Below are 20,858 nucleotides of genomic sequence, written 5' to 3' on the forward strand. Positions count from 1 at the left end.
GCTTAAAAAGCTTCGCGAGCAAAGCTCGCTCCTACGCAGATGGCCGACTTCCCCACAGCCCAACTAGCGCCGGGTAATCAGCCCCTGACGCGCCACCCGCACCAACTCACCGACGGTTTGTGCCAGGTCCTCGGCGCTGGGTGCCTGGATCACGGCCAGGTCGAAACTGTCGCGCGCGAAACGGCTCAGCGACTCGCCGTTCTGCACGAACTGGATGCGAAAGGCACGCGACCCGGCCCAGCGCTTGGGCCAGCCTTCGAGATAACGCAGCAAAGTGGGCTGGTGGCTGCCGCCCAGCAGCACGCGCGGATTGCGCAGCAGCAGGCCCGAGGTGATGGGCGCCAGACGAATAAGGGGTTGGGGACAGATCATGGTCGAGTCTCCGCCTCGAGAATCCCGCTGGGCAGCGGTGAGAGGCGACACCGAACCAGCGCTTTAGCGGAATTTCAGGCGTTGATGACAACCCCCTGTGGCGCCCCGCAAGTAGCTGTTTAAATCGGCGCAGGGCGCATCCTAGAGAAGCCCAAGGCAAACTGTCAAGGCGCACCCCACGTCGCCCCCAACCTTCGATTGGGCGGCGGTCAATCCGCGCATTTCCATCCGCTCAAAAGACCCGTTCCTGGCCCTGGACGCCCCGCCTGGCCAGATCGATTGCGGCCCTCGGCGCGACCTGACGTTTCGGCACGTAACAGAAAGTACGCAGCGATATCGAGGCCAAGTCGCCCGAAAATCCTGGAAAGTGCCTGTATAGAGGGGTCGCCGGAAACTGCAGGACGATGGCATGTTTCCTGCCATCGTTCTTGCGCCGTACGCGCCACGGGATGGGCGTGATCTGTGTTGCTGGAAGCAGCTGACTGCCTCAACAAACCCCATCGAGAGCGCCCATGAAGAACAATAAAACCCTGCTCGCCCTCTGCCTCGGTACCGGCCTGCTCGCCAGCGGCCAGACCCAGGCTTTCTGGTTCGGTTCATCCGGCTACACCCAGACCAAGTACCCGATCGTCCTCGGCCACGGCATGCTCGGCTTCGACAGCCTCCTCGGCGTCGATTACTGGTATGGCATCCCGGCGGCACTGCGCCGCGACGGTGCCAGTGTCTATGTCACCGAAGTCAGCCAGCTGGACACCTCCGAAGCACGTGGCGAGCAATTGCTGCAGCAGGTCGAGGACATCGTCGCCATCAGCGGCAAAGGCAAGGTCAACCTGATCGGCCACAGCCATGGCGGCCCAACCACCCGCTACGTCGCCGCCGTGCGCCCGGATCTGGTGGCATCGGTCACCAGCGTCGGTGCACCGCACAAGGGTTCGGCCACCGCCGATTTCCTCAAGGGCATCAGCGACGGCCCGGCCGGTCCGGTCGCCACCCCGCTGCTGGTTGGCATCGTCAACGGCCTGGGAACGCTGATCAACTTCCTCTCCGGCAGTTCCAGCACCACCCCGCAGAATGCGCTGGGCTCGCTGGAGTCGCTCAACAGTGAGGGCGCAGCACGCTTCAATGCCAAGTTCCCACAAGGCATACCCACCAGCGCCTGCGGCGAAGGTGCCTACAGCGTCAACGGCGTGCGCTACTACTCCTGGAGCGGCACCAGCCCGCTGACCAACCTGCTCGACCCGAGCGACCTGCTGATGGGCGCCTCCTCATTGACCTTCGGCAACGAAGCCAATGACGGTCTGGTCGGTCGCTGCAGCTCGCGCATGGGCCAGGTGATTCGTGACAACTACCGAATGAACCATCTCGACGAGGTCAACCAGACCCTGGGCCTGACCAGCCTGTTCGAGACCGACCCGGTGACTGTCTATCGCCAGCACGCCAACCGCCTGAAGAACGCCGGGCTCTGAACCGCTGCGCTTCGTAGGCTGCGCCGCGCGCACCGGATGCTGGGAAAGTCGGCATTTCGGTGCGCTCGGCGCACCCTACGAGGTACCAGCACTGAGCAATGGTTCGAATGCCTTACTGGAACCTGCCGTGAAGAAAACCCTGTTCGCCCTGCCTTTACTGATCGTTGCCGGCCTGGCGTTGATGCTTTACCTGCAACCCGGACACCAACCGACCCAATTCACGCCTCCCGCCGCCACTGCCACGCCTACGCAGCCCGGGCCGGCGCCGGCGCCGGCTGCAGAGGCCTTAACACCGACCAGCCAAGACACACAGAAGAAGGCCACGACGCTGGCCCTGCCCAGCTCCTTCGTCGGCACCGAAGTCGACGGCAGCTTTCGCGTGGACGCTGCCGGCAATCTGATCATCAGCGAAGACATCCGCCGGATCTTCGATTACTTCCTCGCCAGCATCGGCGAAGAAAGCCTGGATGCCAGCGTGTTACGTCTGCGCAACTACATCGACAGCCAATTGCAGGAACCTGCACGGGCCCGCGCGCAAGCACTGCTGGAGCAATACCTGAGCTACAAGCGTGAGCTGGTGCTGCTGGAGCGCGACCTGCCGCAATTGGCCAGCCTGGATGCCATGCGCCAGCGCGAGACCGCCGTGCAGGCCCTGCGCGCAAGACTGTTCGACAGCGAAACCTACCAGGCCTTCTTCGCCCGTGAGGAAGGCTACAACCGCTTCACCCTGGAGCGCCTGGCCATACAGCACGACAGCACAATGAGCGCAGAGGAAAAAGGCGTTGCCGTCGACCGCCTGCGCGCATCCCTGCCTGAAGAGCTGCAGGACGCCGTACTGCCGCAACTGCAGCAGGAACTGCGGCAGCACACCGCACGCCTGCAGGCCGAAGGCGCCAGCGCGGCGCAGATCCGCCAGATGCGTCAGCAGTTGGTAGGCGCCGAAGCCACCACGCGCCTGGAGGCGCTGGATAGCCAACGACAGAGTTGGCAGCGGCGTCTGGATGACTACATCACTGCCAAGGCGAAGATTCAGGTCAATGAGGGACTCAGCAGTGGCGACAAGCGCGCGGCGATCGAGGCGCTGGCTGCAGAACGTTTCGATGAGCGTGAACGCCTGCGCCTGGAAGCCGCCGAGCAATTGGCGGCGGCCAACAAGAAGCAGTAGGTCTCAGGCGCTGTCGCGCATCACCAGCTCGAAGCCGACGTCGATGCAGTGCTGCTCCGGCGTTTCGCCACGCATCAGCGCCAGCAGCATGTTCGCCGCCAGCTCACCGACACGACCACGGGTGGTACGCACGGTACTCAAGGCCGGATGCATCCAGGCTGCGGCTGGCAAATCGTTGAAACCGGCGATGGCCAGGCGTCCCGGCACGTCCAGACCCAACTGACGCGCGCGGAACAGCGCGCCCATGGCCAGGTCGTCGTTGTTGAAGAACACCGCATCGATCTGCGGCTGCTGCGCCAGCAGGCGATCGAGCAACTCGGCGCCCAAGCCGATGGATGACAACTGCGGTGTCAGCAATTCCAGCGCCGGATCATGTCGATTGAGGTAGCGCATCACCTGTCGGTAGCCTTCTGCACGCTGCAAGGTGCGTGGGTCAAGCTGCGCTGCGGCGAAGGCGATATGGCGGTAACCACGCTGCACCAGGGCACGGGTCATCGCAGCGCCAGCTTCGACCTGAGAGAAGCCGACGCAGTAATCCTCCGGCTCCTCGCTCAGCTCCATCAACGTCACCAATGGGCAACTGCTGGCGCCGAGGATTTCGCGCGCCGCGTCGCTGCGCTCGAAACCCGTAAGCAGCAGGCCAGCTGGCTGGTGCGCCAGATAGGAACGCAACAGACGCTCATCCTCCTCGACCCGGTAATGACTGACGCCGATCATCATTTCGAAGCCGGCCGGCATCAGCACCCGCTGGATGGCCTCCACGGTATCGACGAACACCGAGTTCGACAGCGACGGGATCACCACAGCCACCAGGTTCGAGCGTGAACTGGCCAATGCCCGCGCTGCCGGATTGGGCACGTAACCCAGCGCCTGGGCCGCGCGCATCACCTGCTCGCGCAACGCATCGGACACCCGCCCCGGCTGCGACAGCGCGCGCGAGGCGGACATCAACGAGCAGCCCGCGGCCTTGGCCACGTCGGACAAGGTGACACGTTCTGCGGACCGGCGACGGCGTTGGCTCATAGCGCCTCCAATGATTTCAGCGGCCGATTCTACCAGCCCCGCCGGGGAATAAAGCGCGGGACACGCCGCCCGGGGTAACGCCACCATGCAAGGAGCGATACCACCTGCGTGCCCCGCGAAACTGCGAACCTGCCCAGAATCAGCGGCGCACTGGTCGGGCCGGTCCTGGGCAAGCCCTTATAGAGCGGCCTTTTCGGCCTCAGTCTGCACCTGATCGAACAGTTGCTGACCGACTGTGTCGACGACCTTCTGGATCGCCGGTGTGGCCTGCTCACGCATGCGCTGCACTTCGGCCGCTTCCACTTCGTTGATCTGCATACCCTTGTCTTTCAGCTCGGCCAGGGCACGGGCTGCTTCCTCGCGGGTGTCCTTACGCTCGAAGTCACGCGCCTTCTTGGCCGCTTCCAGCAGGATGCTCTGCTCGGTCTGCGACAGGCCATCCCACCAGCGCTTGGACACGGTGACGATCCACGGGCTGTACACGTGGTTGGTCACCGTCAGGTACTTCTGCACCTCGTAGAACTTCGAGGAAAGAATGGTGTTGAAGGGGTTTTCCTGGCCGTCGACGGCCTTGGTCTCCAGCGCGGTGAACAGCTCGGAGAACGGCAGCGGCACGGCATTGGCGCCCATCAGCTTGAAGGTCTCGAGGAATACCGGATTGGGCATCACGCGCAGTTTGACGCCGGAGAAGTCCTCCAGCTTGCTGATCGGCCGCGTGTTGTTGGTCAGGTTGCGGAAGCCGTTCTCCCAGTACACCAAGCCGACCAGGCCCTTCTCCTCCAGCTTGTCCATGACCTGGCGGCCCACCGGGCCGTCGAGCACGGCATCGGCCTGCTCGGCACTGCTGAACAGGAAAGGCGTGTCCCACACCGCCATTTCCTTGGTGATGCCCACCAGGGTCGCGGTGGAACCGACCATCATTTCCTGCGCGCCACCGATCAGCGCACTCTGCATCTGATCATCCGAGCCCAGGCTGGCGGAGCCGAAGGTGCGCACCTTGAGCTTGCCGTCGGAGGCCTTGGCCACCTCCTCGGCGAACAGCTTGGCCGCGCGGCCCTGATTGCTGTTCTCGTTGAGACCGTAACCGAAGCGGATCATGCGTGAGCGCACGTCATCGGCATGGGCGGTGAAACTGGCGAGCGGGCTGCACAGCATGGCAGCGGTGAGGATGGCGAGCAGTGGACGTTTCATCGGGTCTACCTCTTATTGTTGTGAATGATGTCGGCGCGCCAACGCCGCTGGGTCAACTCAGCGCAACCAGGCCAGCGGCACGGTGACGATGGAGGGGAACGCCACCAGCAGCGCGACGATGATCAGGTAAATCAGGAAGAACGGCATGACGCCGCGCACCAGCACCTCCATGCGCAACTTGCCGATACCGCCGACGACGTTGAGCACGGTGCCCACAGGCGGCGTGATCAGGCCGATGGAGCCGATCAGCACGAACATCACGCCGAAGTACACCGGATCGACCCCAGCCTTGATCGCGATGGGCGCCAGCACTGGCGCCAGAATCAGGATGGTCGGCGTCAGGTCCAGCACCATGCCCACTGCGATCATCAGCAGCATGATCGCCAGTACCAGCAGTTTGGGGTGCTCGGCCAGCGGCCCGAGCATGGCGCCGATTTCGTCAGGCAACTGCGCCAGGGTAATCATGTAGGCCGAGACCGTGGCCGCGGCGCACAGGAACATCACCGACGCCGTGGTGCGACTGGCACGGGTCAGGGTCTCCATCAGGTCGCTCCAGCTCAGCTCGCGGTAGAGCAAGGTGGACACGGCCAGCGCGTACATGGCGGCTACCACGGCGGCCTCGGTGGGCGTGAAGATACCGAAGCGCAGACCGCCAACGATGATCACCGGCAGCATCAGGGCAGCGGCGCCGTCGATCAGCACGCGGCGACGCTCGGCAGCAGTGGCCTTGGGCGGCGTAGGCTCGGTGAAACCGCGAGCGATCAGCGTCCAGGCGACGATCAGGCCGGCGCCCATGATCAATCCCGGCACCAGACCGGCCATGAACAGCTGGCTGATGGAGGTGTTGGTGACCACGCCATAGATCACGAACGGCATCGACGGCGGAATGATCGGCGCGATGATGCCGCCAGCGGCTACCAGGCCCGCCGAGGAATGCACCGGATAACCGCGCTGACGCATCATCGGCAACAGCAAGGTGGCGAGCGCAGCAGTATCGGCCAGTGCCGAACCGGACATGCTGGCCAGCAGCACGGCGGCCGCAATGGCAACGTAGCCGAGGCCACCGCGCAGGTGGCCAAAGTAGGCCTGCGCCATGGCGATGATGCGCCGGGAAATGCCGCCGGCGTTCATCAGCTCGCCGGCCAGGATGAAGAACGGCACCGCCAGCAGCGGGAAGCTGTCAGCGCCGGCGAGCAGGTTCTGCGCCAGCAACTGCACGTCCCAGAAATCCAGGTACCACATCAGTACGGCCGCAGTGAGGATCAGGGCGAAGGCGATGGGCATGCCGAATGCCATGAACCCCAGCAGGGAAGAAAGAAATACCGCGACAGTCATCGACAGGTCCTCGCTGGGCAGTGCCCGTCTTGTTGGAATTGGGCCAGCATCATTCGACGTGCGCCTGGGTCAGCGTCGCCTGCGGCGTACGCCGCCAGAGATTGACCAACTGCACCACCGCCAGAATCGCCAGCACCAGCATGCTCGCCAGCACCGGCAGCATCGCCAGCACCACCGGATAACCGACCACGGTACTGACGTTGCCCCAGCCGAACTGCACCTGATTCCAGGCGCCCAAGGCCGAGAGCAGGCTCGCTCCTGCCACGAGAATCCAGCTCAGCGAATCCACCAGTCGCTGCGCCAGCAGCGGGAAGCGGTCGCGAATCATGCGGAAGGTCATCAGCTCGCCACGGCGCATACCAGAGGCCACACCGACGAAGACCAGCCAGACGAACGCCAGCCGTGAAAGCTCCTCGGCGCCCGGCCAGCCGGTGCCGAAGGCGTAGCGCAGCACCACGTTGGTGAACACCGCCACCACCATGAAGGCCATCAGCACCGCCATCAGGCCATCGGTCAGGCGATCGAACATACGCGCCATGCGACCCTCATAGATCGGTTCGGCGCCTAGCTGGGCTGTTTGGTTAGCGCTATCAATTTCGCTATCGAGCATATCCTGGGCCTGGCTCGACACGGCCTCCGCGGCTTCGCGACGAACCCAGGCCTGGATATCGGCCACCAACACTTGCCGCGACTGCTGCGCATCGACGACTCGTACGTATGGCTCACCTGCCGGGCTTTCGAGGGTGGCGAACTGGCTGTCGACCAGCGAAGTCGGCATGAAATGTCCAGGCCGAGCACCGACACGTTGCACCGCGGTGGCGTGATCGATATCCAGATGCACGAACTGCAACCCCGGAACCGCCTGACGCAGGCGCTCGCGGTAAGCGCGCTTGAGCGCCGAGCAGGCCAGCACGAAGCATTCACCTGCGGCCTGCGCGGCCAGCATCTGCTCGCACAGTGCATCCAGCCAGTGGCGACGGTCTTCGTCGCTCAGCGGGATGCCAGCGCGCATGCGCTCTACGTTTTCGGGAGGATGGAAATGATCGGCTTCGATATGGCGCCAACCGAGTGCGGTGGCGACCGCCTGGCTGATCTCGCTCTTGCCGGAGCCACTGACCCCCATGACCACCAGGGTGGTACGGGCAGGCAATGCGCAAGACTGCTGTTGCATGGGAACTCCATGGGCACCATCGAGGTGGCGCCGCTCATTGTTTGATCCGGATGTTAGCGCTATCCAAATCATCCGACAAGCCTCTTTCGGCAACATTTCGTAGAGCATTTCCGCTAATGGCTATCACCCAGCGCTGGTCCGCCGATGACTGACACGTTCAATATCGCCTACCTGCCCCAAGGGAGACATTTCGCTTATGTACCGGCTGAGCCCCAGCTTCTGGCTGCCCGCATTGTTCCTGCCATTGACTGCACAGGCCGAAAACGCCACCTACCAGGCCGACCCACTGGTGGTCACCGGCAGCCGTTATCAGGCCAGCGGCTGGCAACTGCCCTTCTCGGTCAACCGCATCGATGCCGAACAAGCCACACTGGGCAAACCCGGCGTCAACCTCTCCGAAGCACTCGGCAGCGTTCCGGGACTGGTGGTGCAGAATCGGCAAAATTATGCGCAGGACCTGCAAATATCCTCACGCGGCTTTGGCGCCCGCTCGGCCTTCGGTATTCGTGGCATCAAGCTGCTGGCTGATGGTGTGCCGCTGTCCAATCCGGACGGGCAGGGCCAGGCGGCGACCTTCGACCTCGACACCCTGGAGCGCATCGAGGTCCTGCGCGGGCCATTCGCCAGCGTCTACGGCAGCAACTCCGGCGGTGTCATCCAGCTGTTCTCGCGCGATGGCGAAGGTGCCCCCAAGGTCGCGCTCGACACCTCCCAGGCCGCTTACGGCACCAGCCGTACCCGCGTCTCGGCCGAAGGCGGCAACGACAGAGCCGGTTTCATCATCAACCGCTCGCATTTCGAGACAGACGGTTACCGCGACCACAGCGGCGCCATCCTCGACAAGACCTTTGCCAAGCTGACCCTGTACCCGGATGACCTCAGCAAGCTCAGCCTGAGCTTCAGTGAACTGGATCAGAACGACACCCAGGACCCGCAAGGGTTGACCTGGAGCGAAGTCAAAACCGACCGTCGCTCAGCCGCACCCAATGCACTGCTGTTCAACACTCGAAAGACGGTGGACCACCGCCAACTCGGCCTTAACTACGAGCGCAGCTTTGTCGCAAGCACCTGGCAGAGCACGCTGTACAGCGGAACACGGCGGGTGATTCAGTACCAGTCGATTCCCGTAACGGCGCAGGTTCCTCCCAGTAACCCAACTAGCCTTACCCACTCAGGTGGCGTGATTGATTTCGAGCGGCGCTTTCACGGCATTGGCAACCGCTTGATTCAATCATTCAACCTGGGCAACAGCCTGCTGACAGTAACAACCGGCCTGGACTACGACTACTCGCGCGATGATCGCAAGGGCTACGAGAACTTCGTTGGCAGCGCTCTCGGTGTGAGAGGCAACCTGCGCCGTGACGAGCGTAACGAGGTCACCAGTCTGTCGCCCTATCTGCAGACGGCCTGGCAACTGGGCAAACTCGATTTGCAGGCTGGCCTGCGTTATAGCCACATCAAATTCGATGTAGATGATCGCTTTATCGTGGGCAACAACCTCGACGACAGCGGCTCGGTTACTTATCGCGAACTGACACCGACTCTGGGCGTCAGCTATACCCTGCGCCAAAACCTGAACATTTACGCCAGTTGGGGCAAGGGGTTGGAGACGCCGACGCTCAATGAATTGTCTTACTCAGGCCCTGACAATACCTTTGGCTTCGACCTGAAGCCCGCGACCAGCGAACAATTCGAGATTGGTCTCAAAGCCCGTGTGGCTGAGGCCACCAATCTGCAAGTGGCGCTGTTCCAGATCGATACCGACGACGAGCTGGTCGTAGCATCGGCCAGTGGTGGCCGCAACAGCTTCCAGAACGCGGCCCAAACCCGCCGCCGTGGCCTTGAGCTTTCCCTGGAAAGCCATCTGAGCGAAACCCTGCGCGCCAACCTCGCCTACACCCACATCGACGCCACTTACAGCAAGGATTTCACCAGTCGTAATCAACTCGTAGAATCCGGCAAGCACATGCCAGGCATTCCCGCCAACACCCTGTATGGTGAACTCGCCTGGCAGCCGGTGGGCTGGTTCAGCACCGCAGTCGAAGGCCTATACCGCAGCAAGCTGTACGTCGAGGACAGCAATACTGCCAAGGCAGCGCCCAGCTATGCACTGTTCAACTGGCAGGCACGCTTCGAGCAGAAGGTCGGTGCAATGACTTTCAACCAGGTGCTACGCATCGACAACCTGTTGGATCGCGAGTACATCGGCTCGGTGATCGTGGCCAATGACAATGGCAGCCCGGGCCCAGCAGGCCGCTATTACGAACCCGGCCCGGAGCGCGCCTGGTATGTCGGCGCGGGCGTGCAATACCAGTTCGATTGAGTCTGGCGAAACATGCGCGCATCCGATACTCGGCCCTGAGATCCTCTGCCCCACTTATGAGGTAAGGCGCCGGATACGCACGCGTTCAAAAACGAAAAAGGCCACCCGAAGGTGGCCTTTTCGCGAGCAGTCAGCGAAGGCTTAGGCCTTCTTGACTTCCCAACCGGTCAGCTCGGCCAGGGCCTTGCCGATGTCAGCCAGGGAACGCACGGTTTTCACGCCAGCGTCCTGCAGTGCAGCGAATTTCTCGTCTGCAGTGCCCTTGCCGCCGGAAATGATGGCGCCAGCATGGCCCATGCGCTTGCCCGCAGGTGCGGTAACACCGGCGATGTAGGAAACGACAGGCTTGGTCACGTTGGCCTTGATGTAGGCCGCAGCTTCTTCTTCAGCGGAACCGCCGATCTCACCGATCATGACGATCGCTTCGGTCTGCGGGTCTTCCTGGAACAGCTTCAGGATATCGATGAAGTTGGAGCCCGGGATCGGGTCACCGCCGATGCCGACGCAGGTCGACTGGCCGAAGCCGGCGTCGGTGGTCTGCTTGACAGCTTCGTAGGTCAGGGTGCCGGAACGCGACACGATACCGACCTTGCCTGGCAGGTGGATGTGACCCGGCATGATGCCGATCTTGCACTCGCCCGGAGTGATCACGCCTGGGCAGTTCGGGCCGATCAGGGTCACGCCCAGCTCGTCGCACTTGACCTTGGCATCCAGCATGTCGAGGGTAGGAATGCCTTCGGTGATGCAGACGATCAGCTTGATGCCACCGAATGCAGCTTCCAGGATCGAGTCTTTGCAGAACGGAGCCGGAACGTAGATGACCGAAGCGTCAGCGCCAGTGGCTTCGACAGCTTCTTTCACAGTGTTGAACACTGGCAGGCCCAGGTGGGTAGTACCACCTTTTCCCGGAGTCACGCCGCCAACCATCTTGGTGCCGTAGGCGATGGCTTGTTCGGAGTGGAAAGTACCCTGCGAGCCGGTGAAGCCCTGGCAGATGACTTTGGTGTCTTTATTGATCAGGACGCTCATTACTTGCCCTCCGCAGCTTTGACGACTTGCTGAGCAGCGTCGGTCAGGCTGGTTGCCGCGATGATGTTCAGGCCGCTTTCAGCCAGGACCTTGGCGCCCAGCTCAGCGTTGTTACCTTCCAGGCGGACGACCACCGGAATTTTCACGCCGACTTCTTTCACGGCGCCGATGATGCCTTCGGCAATCATGTCGCAACGAACGATGCCGCCGAAGATGTTCACCAGAACGGCAGCGACGTTGCTGTCGGACAGGATGATCTTGAAGGCCTCGGTCACGCGCTCTTTGGTTGCGCCGCCACCTACGTCGAGGAAGTTGGCTGGCTTGCCGCCGTGCAGGTTGACGATGTCCATGGTACCCATGGCCAGACCGGCACCGTTGACCATGCAGCCGATGTTGCCTTCCAGGGCCACGTAGTTCAGCTCGAAGCTGGCAGCGTGGGCTTCACGAGGATCATCTTGCGACGGGTCGTGGAAGGTCTTCAGCTTCGGCTGACGGTACATGGCGTTAGCGTCGATGTTGATCTTCGCGTCCAGGCAGTGCAGGTCGCCGTCGGCCTTGATGACCAGCGGGTTGACTTCCAGCAGAGCCAGATCGTGATCCTTGAACAGCTTGGCCAGACCTACGAAGATCTTGGCGAACTGAGCGACCTGCTTGCCTTCCAGACCCAGCTGGAAAGCCAGCTCGCGACCCTGGTACGGCTGCGCGCCGACCAGCGGATCAATGGTAGCCTTGAGGATCTTCTCAGGGGTTTCGTGGGCCACTTTCTCGATGTCCACGCCACCTTCGGTGGAAGCCATGAACACGATGCGACGGCTGGAGCGGTCCACTACAGCGCCCAGGTACAGCTCCTTGGCGATGTCGGTGCAGGATTCGACCAGGATTTTGCTGACCGGCTGACCATTGGCGTCAGTCTGGTAAGTCACCAGACGCTTGCCCAGCCAGTTAGCGGCGAAGGCCTTGGCGTCTTCTTTGCTCTTGACCAGCTTTACGCCACCGGCTTTACCGCGGCCACCAGCGTGGACCTGAGCCTTGACGACCCACTCGCTGCCGCCGATTTTTTCGCAGGCTTCTGCGGCTTCTTCCGGGGTGTCTACCGCGAAGCCCTTGGATACAGGCAGGCCGTATTCAGCGAACAGCTGCTTACCCTGATACTCGTGAAGATTCATGCTTGTCTACCGTCTTCGTTTAGGTATTGCGCATTCGGCGCTGTACTTGTGATACCGCGCCACCTGTGACTGCCGAAGCAGTCCGCCGGGCCTTCCGCCGCGAGTCGAACTCGACGCGGGCCACCCGACGTGGTTCTGCTTGCAAACACCACCGTGGCGATGAGGCGATTACACGACGCCCCGCCTACCACGGCGGCTTACAACAACTGCTGCAGTGGCCGGACGCTACCGGCCACTTGCACACTCAACGCTTCTTGCGATTGGCGATATGGATCGCGCCACCGTTGACCGCCAGGGCCGCTTCGTGCAGCGCCTCGGACAGGGTCGGGTGGGAGAAGACCATCATGCCCAGGTCTTCGGCACTGGTGCCGAATTCCATGCCGATCGCGCCTTGCTGTACCAGCTCGGCAGCGCTTGGGCCGATCACGTGAACGCCCAGTACACGGTCGGTGTTGGCGTCAGCGATGACCTTGACGAAGCCGCCGGTGTCGTTGGCCGCCATGGCACGACCGCTGGCAGCGAACGGGAAGGTGCCGACGTTGACGGCAACGCCTTCGGCCTTCAGCTGCTGCTCGGTCTTGCCGACCCATGCAATTTCCGGGTGGGTGTAGATCACGGACGGGATCAGGTCGTAGTTCATCTGCGCCTTGTGGCCGGCGATACGCTCGGCAACCATCACGCCCTCTTCCGAGGCCTTGTGCGCGAGCATGGCACCGCGCACCACGTCACCGATGGCGTAAACGCCCGGAACGCTGGTTTCGCACTGGTCGTTGACGAAGATGAAGCCGCGCTCGTCCAGGTCCACGCCACTGTCAGCAGCCAGCAGATCAGTGGTCACCGGACGACGGCCTACGGCCACGATCAGCTTGTCGAAGGTCATCTTCTGCTCGCCATTGGCGTCAGTGAAGCTGACCACAACCTGCTTCTTCTTGACTTCCGAAGCGGTCACGCGAGCGCCCAGGCGGATGTCCAGGCCCTGCTTGGTCAGGGTCTTCTGGGCTTCCTTGGCGATCTGCTCGTCGGCAGCAGCGAGGAACTTGTCCATGGCTTCCAGAACGGTGACTTCAGCACCCAGGCGAGCCCATACCGAGCCCAGCTCCAGACCGATCACACCAGCGCCGATAACGCCCAGCTTCTTCGGTACGCTCTGGAATTCCAGGGCGCCGGTGGAGTCAACGATCACATCCTGATCGACCGGGGCCGGCGGGATCTCGACCGGCTTGGAGCCAGAGGCGATGATCACGTGAGCGGCTTCGACCACCTGGGTCTTGCCGTCGGTGCCAGTGACTTCCACTTGCTTGCCGGCCAGCAGCTTGCCGTGGCCTTCGAGCAGGGTTACACCGTTGGCCTTGAACAGGCCGGCAACACCGCCGGTGAGGTTCTTGATGATGGTGTTCTTGCGCGCCACCATGGCCGGGACGTCGATGGTCACGCCCTTGGCTTCGATACCATGAACGGCGAAGCCGTCTTTCGCTTCGTGGTACTTCCAGGAGCTGTCCAGCAGCGCCTTGGACGGAATGCAGCCGACGTTCAGGCAGGTGCCGCCGAGAGCGACCTTGCCGTCGCTGCCCTGGTACTTCTCGATGCAGGCAGTCTTCAGGCCGAGCTGCGCTGCTTTGATGGCGGCTACATAGCCACCAGGGCCGGCACCGATGACTACCACGTCGAATTTCTGGGTCATAACGTATTCCTTCTCGAATAAACCGGACGGCCCTGAGAACAGGGCCGTCGTGGAGGAGACTGGCTTTTAGATTTCCAGCAGCAGGCGAGCCGGGTCTTCAAGCAAGTTCTTGATGGTCACCAGGAAGGTCACGGCTTCCTTACCATCGATCAGGCGGTGGTCGTAAGACAGCGCCAGGTACATCATCGGACGAATCACCACCTGACCATTGATCGCCATCGGACGCTGGATGATGTTGTGCATACCCAGGATGGCGGCCTGCGGCGGGTTGACGATCGGCGTCGACATCATCGAACCGAAGGTACCACCATTGGTGATGGTGAAGGTGCCGCCGGTCATTTCTTCGATCGACAGCTTGCCGTCTTTGGCCTTCTTGCCGAAGGTAGCGATGCCGCTCTCGATTTCAGCCAGGCTCATCTGCTCGGCATTACGCAGTACCGGAACGACCAGACCGCGGTCGCTGGACACGGCAACGCCGATGTCGGCGTAGCCGTGGTAAACGATGTCGTTGCCGTCGATCGAGGCGTTGACTGCCGGGAAGCGCTTCAGGGCTTCGGTGGCGGCCTTGACGAAGAACGACATAAAGCCCAGGCGCACGCCATTGTGGGACTTCTCGAACAGGTCCTTATACCTAGAACGCAGGGCCATGACTTCAGTCATGTCCACTTCGTTGAAGGTGGTCAGCATGGCCATGGAGGACTGGGCTTCAACCAGACGCTCGGCGATCTTGGCGCGCAGGCGAGTCATCGGCACACGCTTCTCGGTGCGATCGCCAGTGACGACGACAGCAGCGGCAGCGGCCGGAGCAGCGGCCGGCTTGGCAGCGGCAGCCGGAGCGTTCTTCTTGGCTTCGACGGCAGCGACCACGTCTTCCTTGGTCACACGGCCACCTTTGCCGGTGCCGGCGATGCTGTTGGGGTCGATGCCGTTCTCTTCAGCTAGCTTGCGCGCGGCCGGCGAGAGGATCGCGTCGTCGCCAGCGGCGGCCGGAGCAGCAGCAGCCTGAGCCGGAGCGGCGGCAGCAGCTGGTGCGGCAGCCGGAGCGGCGGCGGCAGCACCACCTTCGGTCAGCTTGCCCAGCAGCTCGTTGGAGAGAACGGTGTCGCCTTCGTTCTTGATGATTTCAGCCAGAACACCATCGGCCTCGGCCAGTACTTCGATCACGACCTTGTCGGTTTCGATGTCGACGATCAGCTCATCGCGCTTGACCGCTTCGCCCGGCTTCTTGTGCCAGGTGGCCACGGTGCCGTCGGCAACCGATTCCGGGAAGGTTGGGGCTTTGATCTCGATAGCCATTGTATGCGTTTCCTTAAATTCGGTTTTACCGCCAGGTGGCACCTGCCACCTGGCGGATGAAGACGTTAAACAGTAAAGGCGTCCTGCAGCAGTTTTTCCTGCTGCTCGGCGTGCATCGACGCATAACCGCAGGCTGGCGCTGCCGACGCATCACGACCGGCGTACTCCAGAAGCAGCGACTTCTTGTGCGCGGTAGCGACGCGACGCATATGGTGCTGGCTGCAGTACCAGGCGCCTTGGTTCATCGGCTCTTCTTGACACCAGACGATGTGCTTGAGGTTCTTGTACGGCGCCAGCGCCTCGGCCAGATCGTCTTCCGGGAACGGATAGAGCTGCTCGATACGAATGATGGCGATGTCTTCGCGACCCTCGGCACGACGTTTTTCCAGCAGGTCGTAGTAGACCTTGCCGCTGCACAGCACCAGACGCTCGACCTTTTTCGGGTCCAGCGAATCGATCTCGCCGATTACGGTCTGGAAGGAGCCTTCGGCCAGATCTTCCAGGGTCGAGATGGCCAATTTGTGACGCAGCAGCGACTTGGGCGTCAGCACCACCAGCGGCTTGCGCAGCGGACGGATCACCTGGCGACGCAGCATGTGATAGACCTGCGCCGGGGTGGTCGGTACGCAGACCTGCATGTTGTGCTCGGCACAGAGTTGCAGATAACGCTCCAGACGCGCCGAGCTGTGCTCAGGCCCCTGCCCTTCATAGCCGTGCGGCAGCAGAACGGTCAGACCGCAGAGGCGACCCCACTTGGTCTCGCCGCTGGAAATGAACTGGTCGAATACCACCTGGGCACCGTTGGCGAAATCGCCGAACTGGGCTTCCCAGATCACCAGCGCGTTCGGCGTGGTGGTGGCATAACCGTATTCGAACGCCAGTACCGCTTCCTCGGAGAGGTAGGAGTCGTACAGTTCGAACTTCGGCTGACCGTCGTACAGGTTCTTCAGCGGAACGTAGGTCGAGGCATCCTTCTGGTTGTGCAGCACCGCGTGACGGTGCGAGAAGGTGCCACGGCCGATGTCCTGACCGGTCATGCGGATCGGATGACCTTCGACCAGCAGAGTGGCGTAAGCCATGGTCTCGGCGAAGCCCCAGTTGATCGGCAAGCCGCCCGCGCCCATCTTCTGACGGTCTTCGAGGATCTTCGCCACCTGACGCTGAACCAGGAAGCCCTCGGGGATTTCCAGCAGCTTGGCAGACAGATCCTGCAGGGTCTTCAGATCGAAACGGGTGTCGTGACGCGCGGTCCAGGCATGGCCCAGGTATGGACGCCAGTCGACGAACAGCTCCTTGTTCGGCTCCTTGACCAGGCTCTTGACCACGTGCTGACCGTTGTCCAGCGCGGTGCGGTACTCGTCGATCTTGGCCTGCACGTCGTCGCTGCTCAGCACGCCGGCAGCGACCAGTGCATCGGCATAAAGCTCACGAGTAGTGCGCTGCTTGGCGATCTGCTGGTACATCAGCGGCTGAGTGCCATTCGGCTCGTCGGCCTCGTTGTGACCACGACGGCGGTAGCAGACCAGGTCGATGACCACGTCGCGCTTGTACTGCATGCGGTAATCAACAGCCAGCTGAGTCACGAACAGCACGGCTTCCGGATCGTCGCCGTTCACATGGAAGATCGGCGCCTGGATCATCTTCGCCACGTCGGTCGCGTACTCGGTGGAGCGCGCATCTAGCGGGTTGCTGATGGTGAAGCCGACCTGGTTGTTGATCACGATGTGGATGGTGCCGCCAGTCTTGTAGCCGCGGGTCTGCGACATCTGGAAGGTTTCCATGACCACACCCTGACCGGCGAATGCCGCATCACCGTGGATGGAAATCGGCAGTACCTTGTCGCCAGTGGCGTCACTGCGACGATCCTGACGAGCACGCACCGAGCCCTCGACCACCGGCGAAACGATTTCCAGGTGCGAGGGGTTGAACGCCAGCGCCAGGTGCACTTCGCCACCGGCAGTCATGACGTTGGAGGAAAAGCCCTGGTGGTACTTCACGTCACCGGACGACAGACCTTCGGTCTTCTTGCCTTCGAACTCGTCGAACAGGTCGCGCGGGTTCTTGCCGAAGGTGTTGACCAGAACGTTCAGGCGGCCGCGGTGGGCCATGCCGATGACCACTTCCTTGGTGCCGTAGGAGCCGGAGCGCTGGATGATTTCGTCCAGCAGCGGGATCAGGCTCTCGCCACCCTCCAGGCCGAAACGCTTGGTGCCCGGGTATTTGGTACCCAGGTACTTTTCCAGGCCTTCGGCAGCGGTGACGCGCTCGAGCACATGCGCCTGCACCTCGGCAGAAAACTGCGGACGACCGCGCACGCTTTCCAGGCGCTGGGCGAACCAGTTGCGCTGGCCGGAATCGACGATGTGGGTGAACTCGGCACCGATGGTGCGACAATATGTCTGCTGCAGCGCATCGCGGATTTCGCGTAGCGTTGCCTCTTCCTTGCCGATATACAGCTCGCCAGTGCGGAATGTGGTGTCCAGATCCGCGTCGGTCAGGCCGTAGTGATTGATCGACAGGTCAGACGGCGCAGTGCGCACCCACAGACCCAGAGGGTCGAGCTGGGCGGCCTGATGGCCACGCATGCGGTAGGCCTGGATCAAGCGCAGCACTTCCACCTGCTTCTTTTCGTGCTCGCTGCTGACGGCCCCGGCGGAAACCGGCTGGGCACGACGCGAATTCTTGGCGAGCAGGACGAAATGATCGCGAATGGTCGAATGCGATACGTCCGTTGCAGCGCTGCCGTCGGTCGGCAACTTCTGGAAGTAAGTGCGCCACTCTTCTGGCACAGCGTTGGGATCGTGCAGGTAAAGCTCGTAGAGCTCTTCCACGTAGGCAGCGTTGCCACCGGATAGGTGGGCACTGTCCCACATGCGCTGCATCACGCTTTCTTGCATGCTTGGTCACCCTCGGTAAGGGGACACCACCGGCGCGAATACCGCATGGTCCTGATCAAAGTCATGATGCTGCGACTCGGATAAAGCCACTTGGGTTCCCGCAGATAGTCCGGGTACCAGCCCGGATGCCCCTGCTGGTCGTCATATTTTTCGAGTATGAGCCGCGGCTTTGTGGGCTGCGGCTCTGGCTTTACTGCGAGGCCGACCTGAGCCGGACTCGCAGGTGTTACAGGTATAGCAACTTGCGAATCAGGTACCGCTCTGCAGCAGCATGTTACGCACGTGACCGATCGCCTTGGTCGGGTTCAGACCCTTGGGGCAGACGTTCACGCAGTTCATGATGCTGCGGCAACGGAACACACTGAACGGATCGTCCAGCGAGGCCAGACGCTCGGCGGTCTTGGTGTCACGGCTGTCGGCCAGGAAGCGATAGGCCTGCAGCAGTGCAGCGGGACCGAGAAACTTGTCCGGGTTCCACCAGAACGACGGGCAGCTGGTCGAGCAGCATGCGCACAGAATGCACTCGTACAGACCGTCGAGCTTTTCGCGCTCTTCCGGAGTCTGCAGACGTTCGATGGCCGGAGCCGGCGTATCGTTCTGCAGGAATGGCTGCACCTTCTCGTACTGCTTGTAGAAGATGCTCATGTCGACGACCAGGTCACGAATGACCGGCAGGCCCGGCAACGGACGAATCACCAGTTTGCCACCCTTGAGGCCGGCAGCGGAGATCGGTGTGATACAGGCCAGGCCGTTCTTGCCGTTGATGTTCATGCCGTCTGAACCACACACGCCTTCACGGCAGGAACGACGGTAGGAGAAACCTTCATCCTGTTCCTTGATCAGCGCCAGCACGTCGAGGACCATGATGTCCTTGCCGCCGGTGTCGACCTGGAAGTCCTGCATGAACGGAGCAGCGTCCTTCTCCGGGTTGTAGCGATAAACACTGACTTGCAACATATCAGTCACCCTTAATAAGTCCGAACCTTGGGTTCAAATGCCGGAACGGTCTTCGGCGCGAAGTTGACATCACGCTTGGCAACGCGCTTCTCGCCTGGGAAGTACAGGGAGTGGCACAGCCAATTCTGGTCATCGCGCTCCTCGAAGTCTTCACGAGCATGGGCACCACGGGACTCTTTACGAGCCTCGGCGGCAACCGCAGTCGCTTCAGCCACTTCGAGCAGGTTTTGCAGTTCCAGCGCTTCGATACGCGCAGTGTTGAATGCCTGGCTCTTGTCCGCGATTTTGACTTTCGCGATGCGCTCACGCAGGTCGGCCAGTTGTTGGATGCCCTTCTGCATGTATTCGCCAGTACGGAATACACCGAAGTAGTTCTGCATGCACTGTTGCAGCTCTTTACGCAGCGGGGCGACGTCTTCACCGGTGCTGCGCTCGTTGACACCAGCCAGACGCGACAGCGACTGTTCGATGTCGGTTTCGCTGGCACCACGGACTTCCACGCCTTCTTTCAGCGCTTTTTCCAGGTGCAGGCCAGCGGCGCGGCCGAATACCACCAGATCGAGCAGCGAGTTGCCGCCCAGACGGTTGGCACCGTGTACCGATACGCACGCCACTTCACCTACGGCGAACAGACCTTCGATGATCTTGTCGTTGCCGTTGGCATCCTGAGTGATGGCCTGGCCGTGAATGTTGGTCGGCACGCCGCCCATCATGTAGTGGCAGGTCGGGATCACCGGAACCGGAGCGACGACCGGGTCGACGTGAGCGAAGGTCTTGGACAGTTCGCAGATACCCGGCAGACGGCTGTGCAGCACTTCTTCGCCGAGGTGGTCGAGCTTGAGCAGTACGTGGTCCTTGTCCGGGCCACAGCCGTTGCCGGCGATGACTTCCTTGACCATGGAACGGGCAACCACGTCGCGACCAGCCAGGTCTTTGGCGTTCGGCGCATAACGCTCCATGAAACGCTCGCCATGGGCGTTGATCAGGTAACCACCCTCGCCACGGCAACCTTCGGTGACCAGTACGCCAGCGCCGGCGATACCGGTCGGGTGGAACTGCCACATTTCGATGTCCTGCACCGGCACGCCGGCACGCAGGGCCATGCCCACGCCGTCACCGGTGTTGATCAGGGCGTTGGTGGTGGAGGCGTAGATACGACCAGCACCGCCGGTGGCCAGAACCACGGCCTTGGAGCGGATGTAGACGGTTTCGCCAGTCTCGATGCAGATGGCGATGACGCCGACGATGGCGCCGTCCTGATTCTTCACCAGGTCAACCGCGTACCACTCGTTGAGGAACGAGGTGCCGGCTTTCAGGTTGGCCTGATACAGGGTGTGCAGCAGTGCGTGACCGGTACGGTCGGCAGCAGCACAGGTACGAGCAGCCTGGGTCGGATTGTCCGGCCCCTTGGACTGACCACCGAACGGACGCTGATAGATGCGGCCCTGCTCGGTACGGGAGAACGGCAGCCCCATGTGCTCGAGCTCGAACACAGCTTCCGGGCCGACGGAGCACATGTATTCGATAGCGTCCTGGTCACCGATGTAGTCGGAACCCTTGACGGTATCGTACATGTGCCAGCGCCAATCATCGTTCGGATCGGCCGAAGCGATGGCGCAGGTGATGCCACCCTGAGCGGAAACGGTGTGCGAACGAGTCGGGAACACCTTGGTGACCACGGCAGTCTTGTGACCGCCCTGGGCCAGTTGCAGCGCAGCACGCATGCCGGCGCCGCCGCCACCCACAATGATGGCGTCATAGGAAAGAGTACGGATGCTAGCCATGA

Annotated in this window: 15 protein-coding genes; 3 read left to right on the forward strand and 12 right to left on the reverse strand. The window is 62.0% G+C overall.

Going from position 1 to position 20,858, the window contains the following annotated elements:
- Positions 1-63 precede the first annotated feature (63 nt).
- Entirely contained in the window at positions 64-372 is a 309-nt protein-coding gene (locus tag BLT86_RS06915; protein ID WP_017676783.1) for a hypothetical protein, read from the reverse strand.
- 512 nt (positions 373-884) lie between these two features.
- Between BLT86_RS06915 and BLT86_RS06920 the strand changes: the two genes are divergently transcribed.
- Positions 885-1,838, forward strand: coding sequence for a triacylglycerol lipase (locus tag BLT86_RS06920; RefSeq protein WP_092375579.1), 954 nt, complete (start codon positions 885-887; stop codon positions 1,836-1,838).
- A 127-nt stretch (positions 1,839-1,965) separates the two neighbouring features.
- Complete coding sequence (locus BLT86_RS06925) at positions 1,966-3,003, forward strand: lipase secretion chaperone (protein WP_092375582.1); 1,038 nt, start codon at positions 1,966-1,968, stop codon at positions 3,001-3,003.
- A gap of 3 nt (positions 3,004-3,006) precedes the next feature.
- Here BLT86_RS06925 and gntR read toward each other — a convergent pair whose 3' ends face one another.
- From gntR to BLT86_RS06945, 4 genes are all read right to left on the reverse strand, one after another.
- Complete coding sequence (gene gntR / locus BLT86_RS06930; RefSeq protein ID WP_017676780.1) at positions 3,007-4,026, reverse strand: HTH-type transcriptional regulator GntR; 1,020 nt, start codon at positions 4,024-4,026, stop codon at positions 3,007-3,009.
- Positions 4,027-4,203: 177 nt separating this feature from the next.
- Entirely contained in the window at positions 4,204-5,217 is a 1,014-nt protein-coding gene (locus BLT86_RS06935; RefSeq protein ID WP_075747914.1) for a TRAP transporter substrate-binding protein, read from the reverse strand.
- A gap of 57 nt (positions 5,218-5,274) precedes the next feature.
- On the reverse strand, positions 5,275-6,552 hold the full coding sequence (locus BLT86_RS06940) for a TRAP transporter large permease (protein WP_059392424.1): 1,278 nt from the start codon (positions 6,550-6,552) through the stop codon (positions 5,275-5,277).
- A gap of 49 nt (positions 6,553-6,601) precedes the next feature.
- Complete coding sequence (locus BLT86_RS06945) at positions 6,602-7,723, reverse strand: gluconokinase, GntK/IdnK-type (RefSeq protein WP_092375585.1); 1,122 nt, start codon at positions 7,721-7,723, stop codon at positions 6,602-6,604.
- Between the two features lie 196 nt (positions 7,724-7,919).
- Here BLT86_RS06945 and BLT86_RS06950 point away from each other — a divergent pair, with 196 nt between their 5' ends.
- Positions 7,920-10,046: a TonB-dependent receptor family protein gene (locus tag BLT86_RS06950; RefSeq protein WP_092375588.1), complete on the forward strand. Its 2,127-nt coding sequence runs from the start codon at positions 7,920-7,922 to the stop codon at positions 10,044-10,046.
- A 141-nt stretch (positions 10,047-10,187) separates the two neighbouring features.
- Here BLT86_RS06950 and sucD read toward each other — a convergent pair whose 3' ends face one another.
- The 7 genes from sucD to sdhA all read right to left on the reverse strand — a co-directional run bounded on the left by sucD (position 10,188) and on the right by sdhA (position 20,856).
- Positions 10,188-11,075, reverse strand: a complete 888-nt coding sequence (gene sucD / locus BLT86_RS06955) for a succinate--CoA ligase subunit alpha (RefSeq protein ID WP_003459991.1) — start codon at positions 11,073-11,075, stop codon at positions 10,188-10,190.
- On the reverse strand, positions 11,075-12,241 hold the full coding sequence (gene sucC / locus BLT86_RS06960) for an ADP-forming succinate--CoA ligase subunit beta (RefSeq protein ID WP_017676775.1): 1,167 nt from the start codon (positions 12,239-12,241) through the stop codon (positions 11,075-11,077). Before sucC ends, sucD begins: the two co-directional genes overlap by 1 nt.
- Positions 12,242-12,485: 244 nt before the next feature.
- On the reverse strand, positions 12,486-13,922 hold the full coding sequence (lpdA, locus tag BLT86_RS06965; protein WP_017676774.1) for a dihydrolipoyl dehydrogenase: 1,437 nt from the start codon (positions 13,920-13,922) through the stop codon (positions 12,486-12,488).
- Between the two features lie 66 nt (positions 13,923-13,988).
- Positions 13,989-15,218 carry a 2-oxoglutarate dehydrogenase complex dihydrolipoyllysine-residue succinyltransferase gene (gene odhB, locus BLT86_RS06970; RefSeq protein WP_092375591.1) on the reverse strand — a complete coding sequence of 410 codons (1,230 nt, stop codon included), beginning with the start codon at positions 15,216-15,218 and terminating at the stop codon, positions 13,989-13,991.
- A 65-nt stretch (positions 15,219-15,283) separates the two neighbouring features.
- Complete coding sequence (locus BLT86_RS06975; protein WP_092375594.1) at positions 15,284-18,115, reverse strand: 2-oxoglutarate dehydrogenase E1 component; 2,832 nt, start codon at positions 18,113-18,115, stop codon at positions 15,284-15,286.
- Positions 18,116-18,364: 249 nt separating this feature from the next.
- A complete protein-coding gene (locus BLT86_RS06980) occupies positions 18,365-19,072 on the reverse strand; it encodes a succinate dehydrogenase iron-sulfur subunit (protein WP_092375596.1) in 708 nt (235 codons plus the stop codon).
- Between the two features lie 11 nt (positions 19,073-19,083).
- Positions 19,084-20,856 (reverse strand): succinate dehydrogenase flavoprotein subunit, encoded by a 1,773-nt coding sequence (gene sdhA, locus BLT86_RS06985; RefSeq protein ID WP_003459985.1) that lies wholly within the window; start codon positions 20,854-20,856, stop codon positions 19,084-19,086.
- Between the last annotated feature and the right edge of the window lie 2 nt (positions 20,857-20,858).

Source organism: Pseudomonas sihuiensis (genome assembly GCF_900106015.1).
GTDB classification, from domain to species: domain Bacteria; phylum Pseudomonadota; class Gammaproteobacteria; order Pseudomonadales; family Pseudomonadaceae; genus Aquipseudomonas; species Aquipseudomonas sihuiensis.

What these genes read in the sequence shown, in the direction of transcription:
- BLT86_RS06940 (WP_059392424.1), bottom strand. Translation starts at nt 6,552, where the DNA reads ATGACTGTCGCGGTATTTCTTTCTTCCCTGCTGGGGTTCATGGCATTC.
- gntR (WP_017676780.1), bottom strand. Translation starts at nt 4,026, where the DNA reads ATGAGCCAACGCCGTCGCCGGTCCGCAGAACGTGTCACCTTGTCCGAC.
- BLT86_RS06915 (WP_017676783.1), bottom strand. Translation starts at nt 372, where the DNA reads ATGATCTGTCCCCAACCCCTTATTCGTCTGGCGCCCATCACCTCGGGC.
- BLT86_RS06975 (WP_092375594.1), bottom strand. Translation starts at nt 18,115, where the DNA reads ATGCAAGAAAGCGTGATGCAGCGCATGTGGGACAGTGCCCACCTATCC.
- BLT86_RS06945 (WP_092375585.1), bottom strand. Translation starts at nt 7,723, where the DNA reads ATGCAACAGCAGTCTTGCGCATTGCCTGCCCGTACCACCCTGGTGGTC.
- lpdA (WP_017676774.1), bottom strand. Translation starts at nt 13,922, where the DNA reads ATGACCCAGAAATTCGACGTGGTAGTCATCGGTGCCGGCCCTGGTGGC.
- sucC (WP_017676775.1), bottom strand. Translation starts at nt 12,241, where the DNA reads ATGAATCTTCACGAGTATCAGGGTAAGCAGCTGTTCGCTGAATACGGC.
- sucD (WP_003459991.1), bottom strand. Translation starts at nt 11,075, where the DNA reads ATGAGCGTCCTGATCAATAAAGACACCAAAGTCATCTGCCAGGGCTTC.
- BLT86_RS06935 (WP_075747914.1), bottom strand. Translation starts at nt 5,217, where the DNA reads ATGAAACGTCCACTGCTCGCCATCCTCACCGCTGCCATGCTGTGCAGC.
- BLT86_RS06950 (WP_092375588.1), top strand. Translation starts at nt 7,920, where the DNA reads ATGTACCGGCTGAGCCCCAGCTTCTGGCTGCCCGCATTGTTCCTGCCA.
- odhB (WP_092375591.1), bottom strand. Translation starts at nt 15,218, where the DNA reads ATGGCTATCGAGATCAAAGCCCCAACCTTCCCGGAATCGGTTGCCGAC.
- BLT86_RS06980 (WP_092375596.1), bottom strand. Translation starts at nt 19,072, where the DNA reads ATGTTGCAAGTCAGTGTTTATCGCTACAACCCGGAGAAGGACGCTGCT.
- sdhA (WP_003459985.1), bottom strand. Translation starts at nt 20,856, where the DNA reads ATGGCTAGCATCCGTACTCTTTCCTATGACGCCATCATTGTGGGTGGC.
- BLT86_RS06920 (WP_092375579.1), top strand. Translation starts at nt 885, where the DNA reads ATGAAGAACAATAAAACCCTGCTCGCCCTCTGCCTCGGTACCGGCCTG.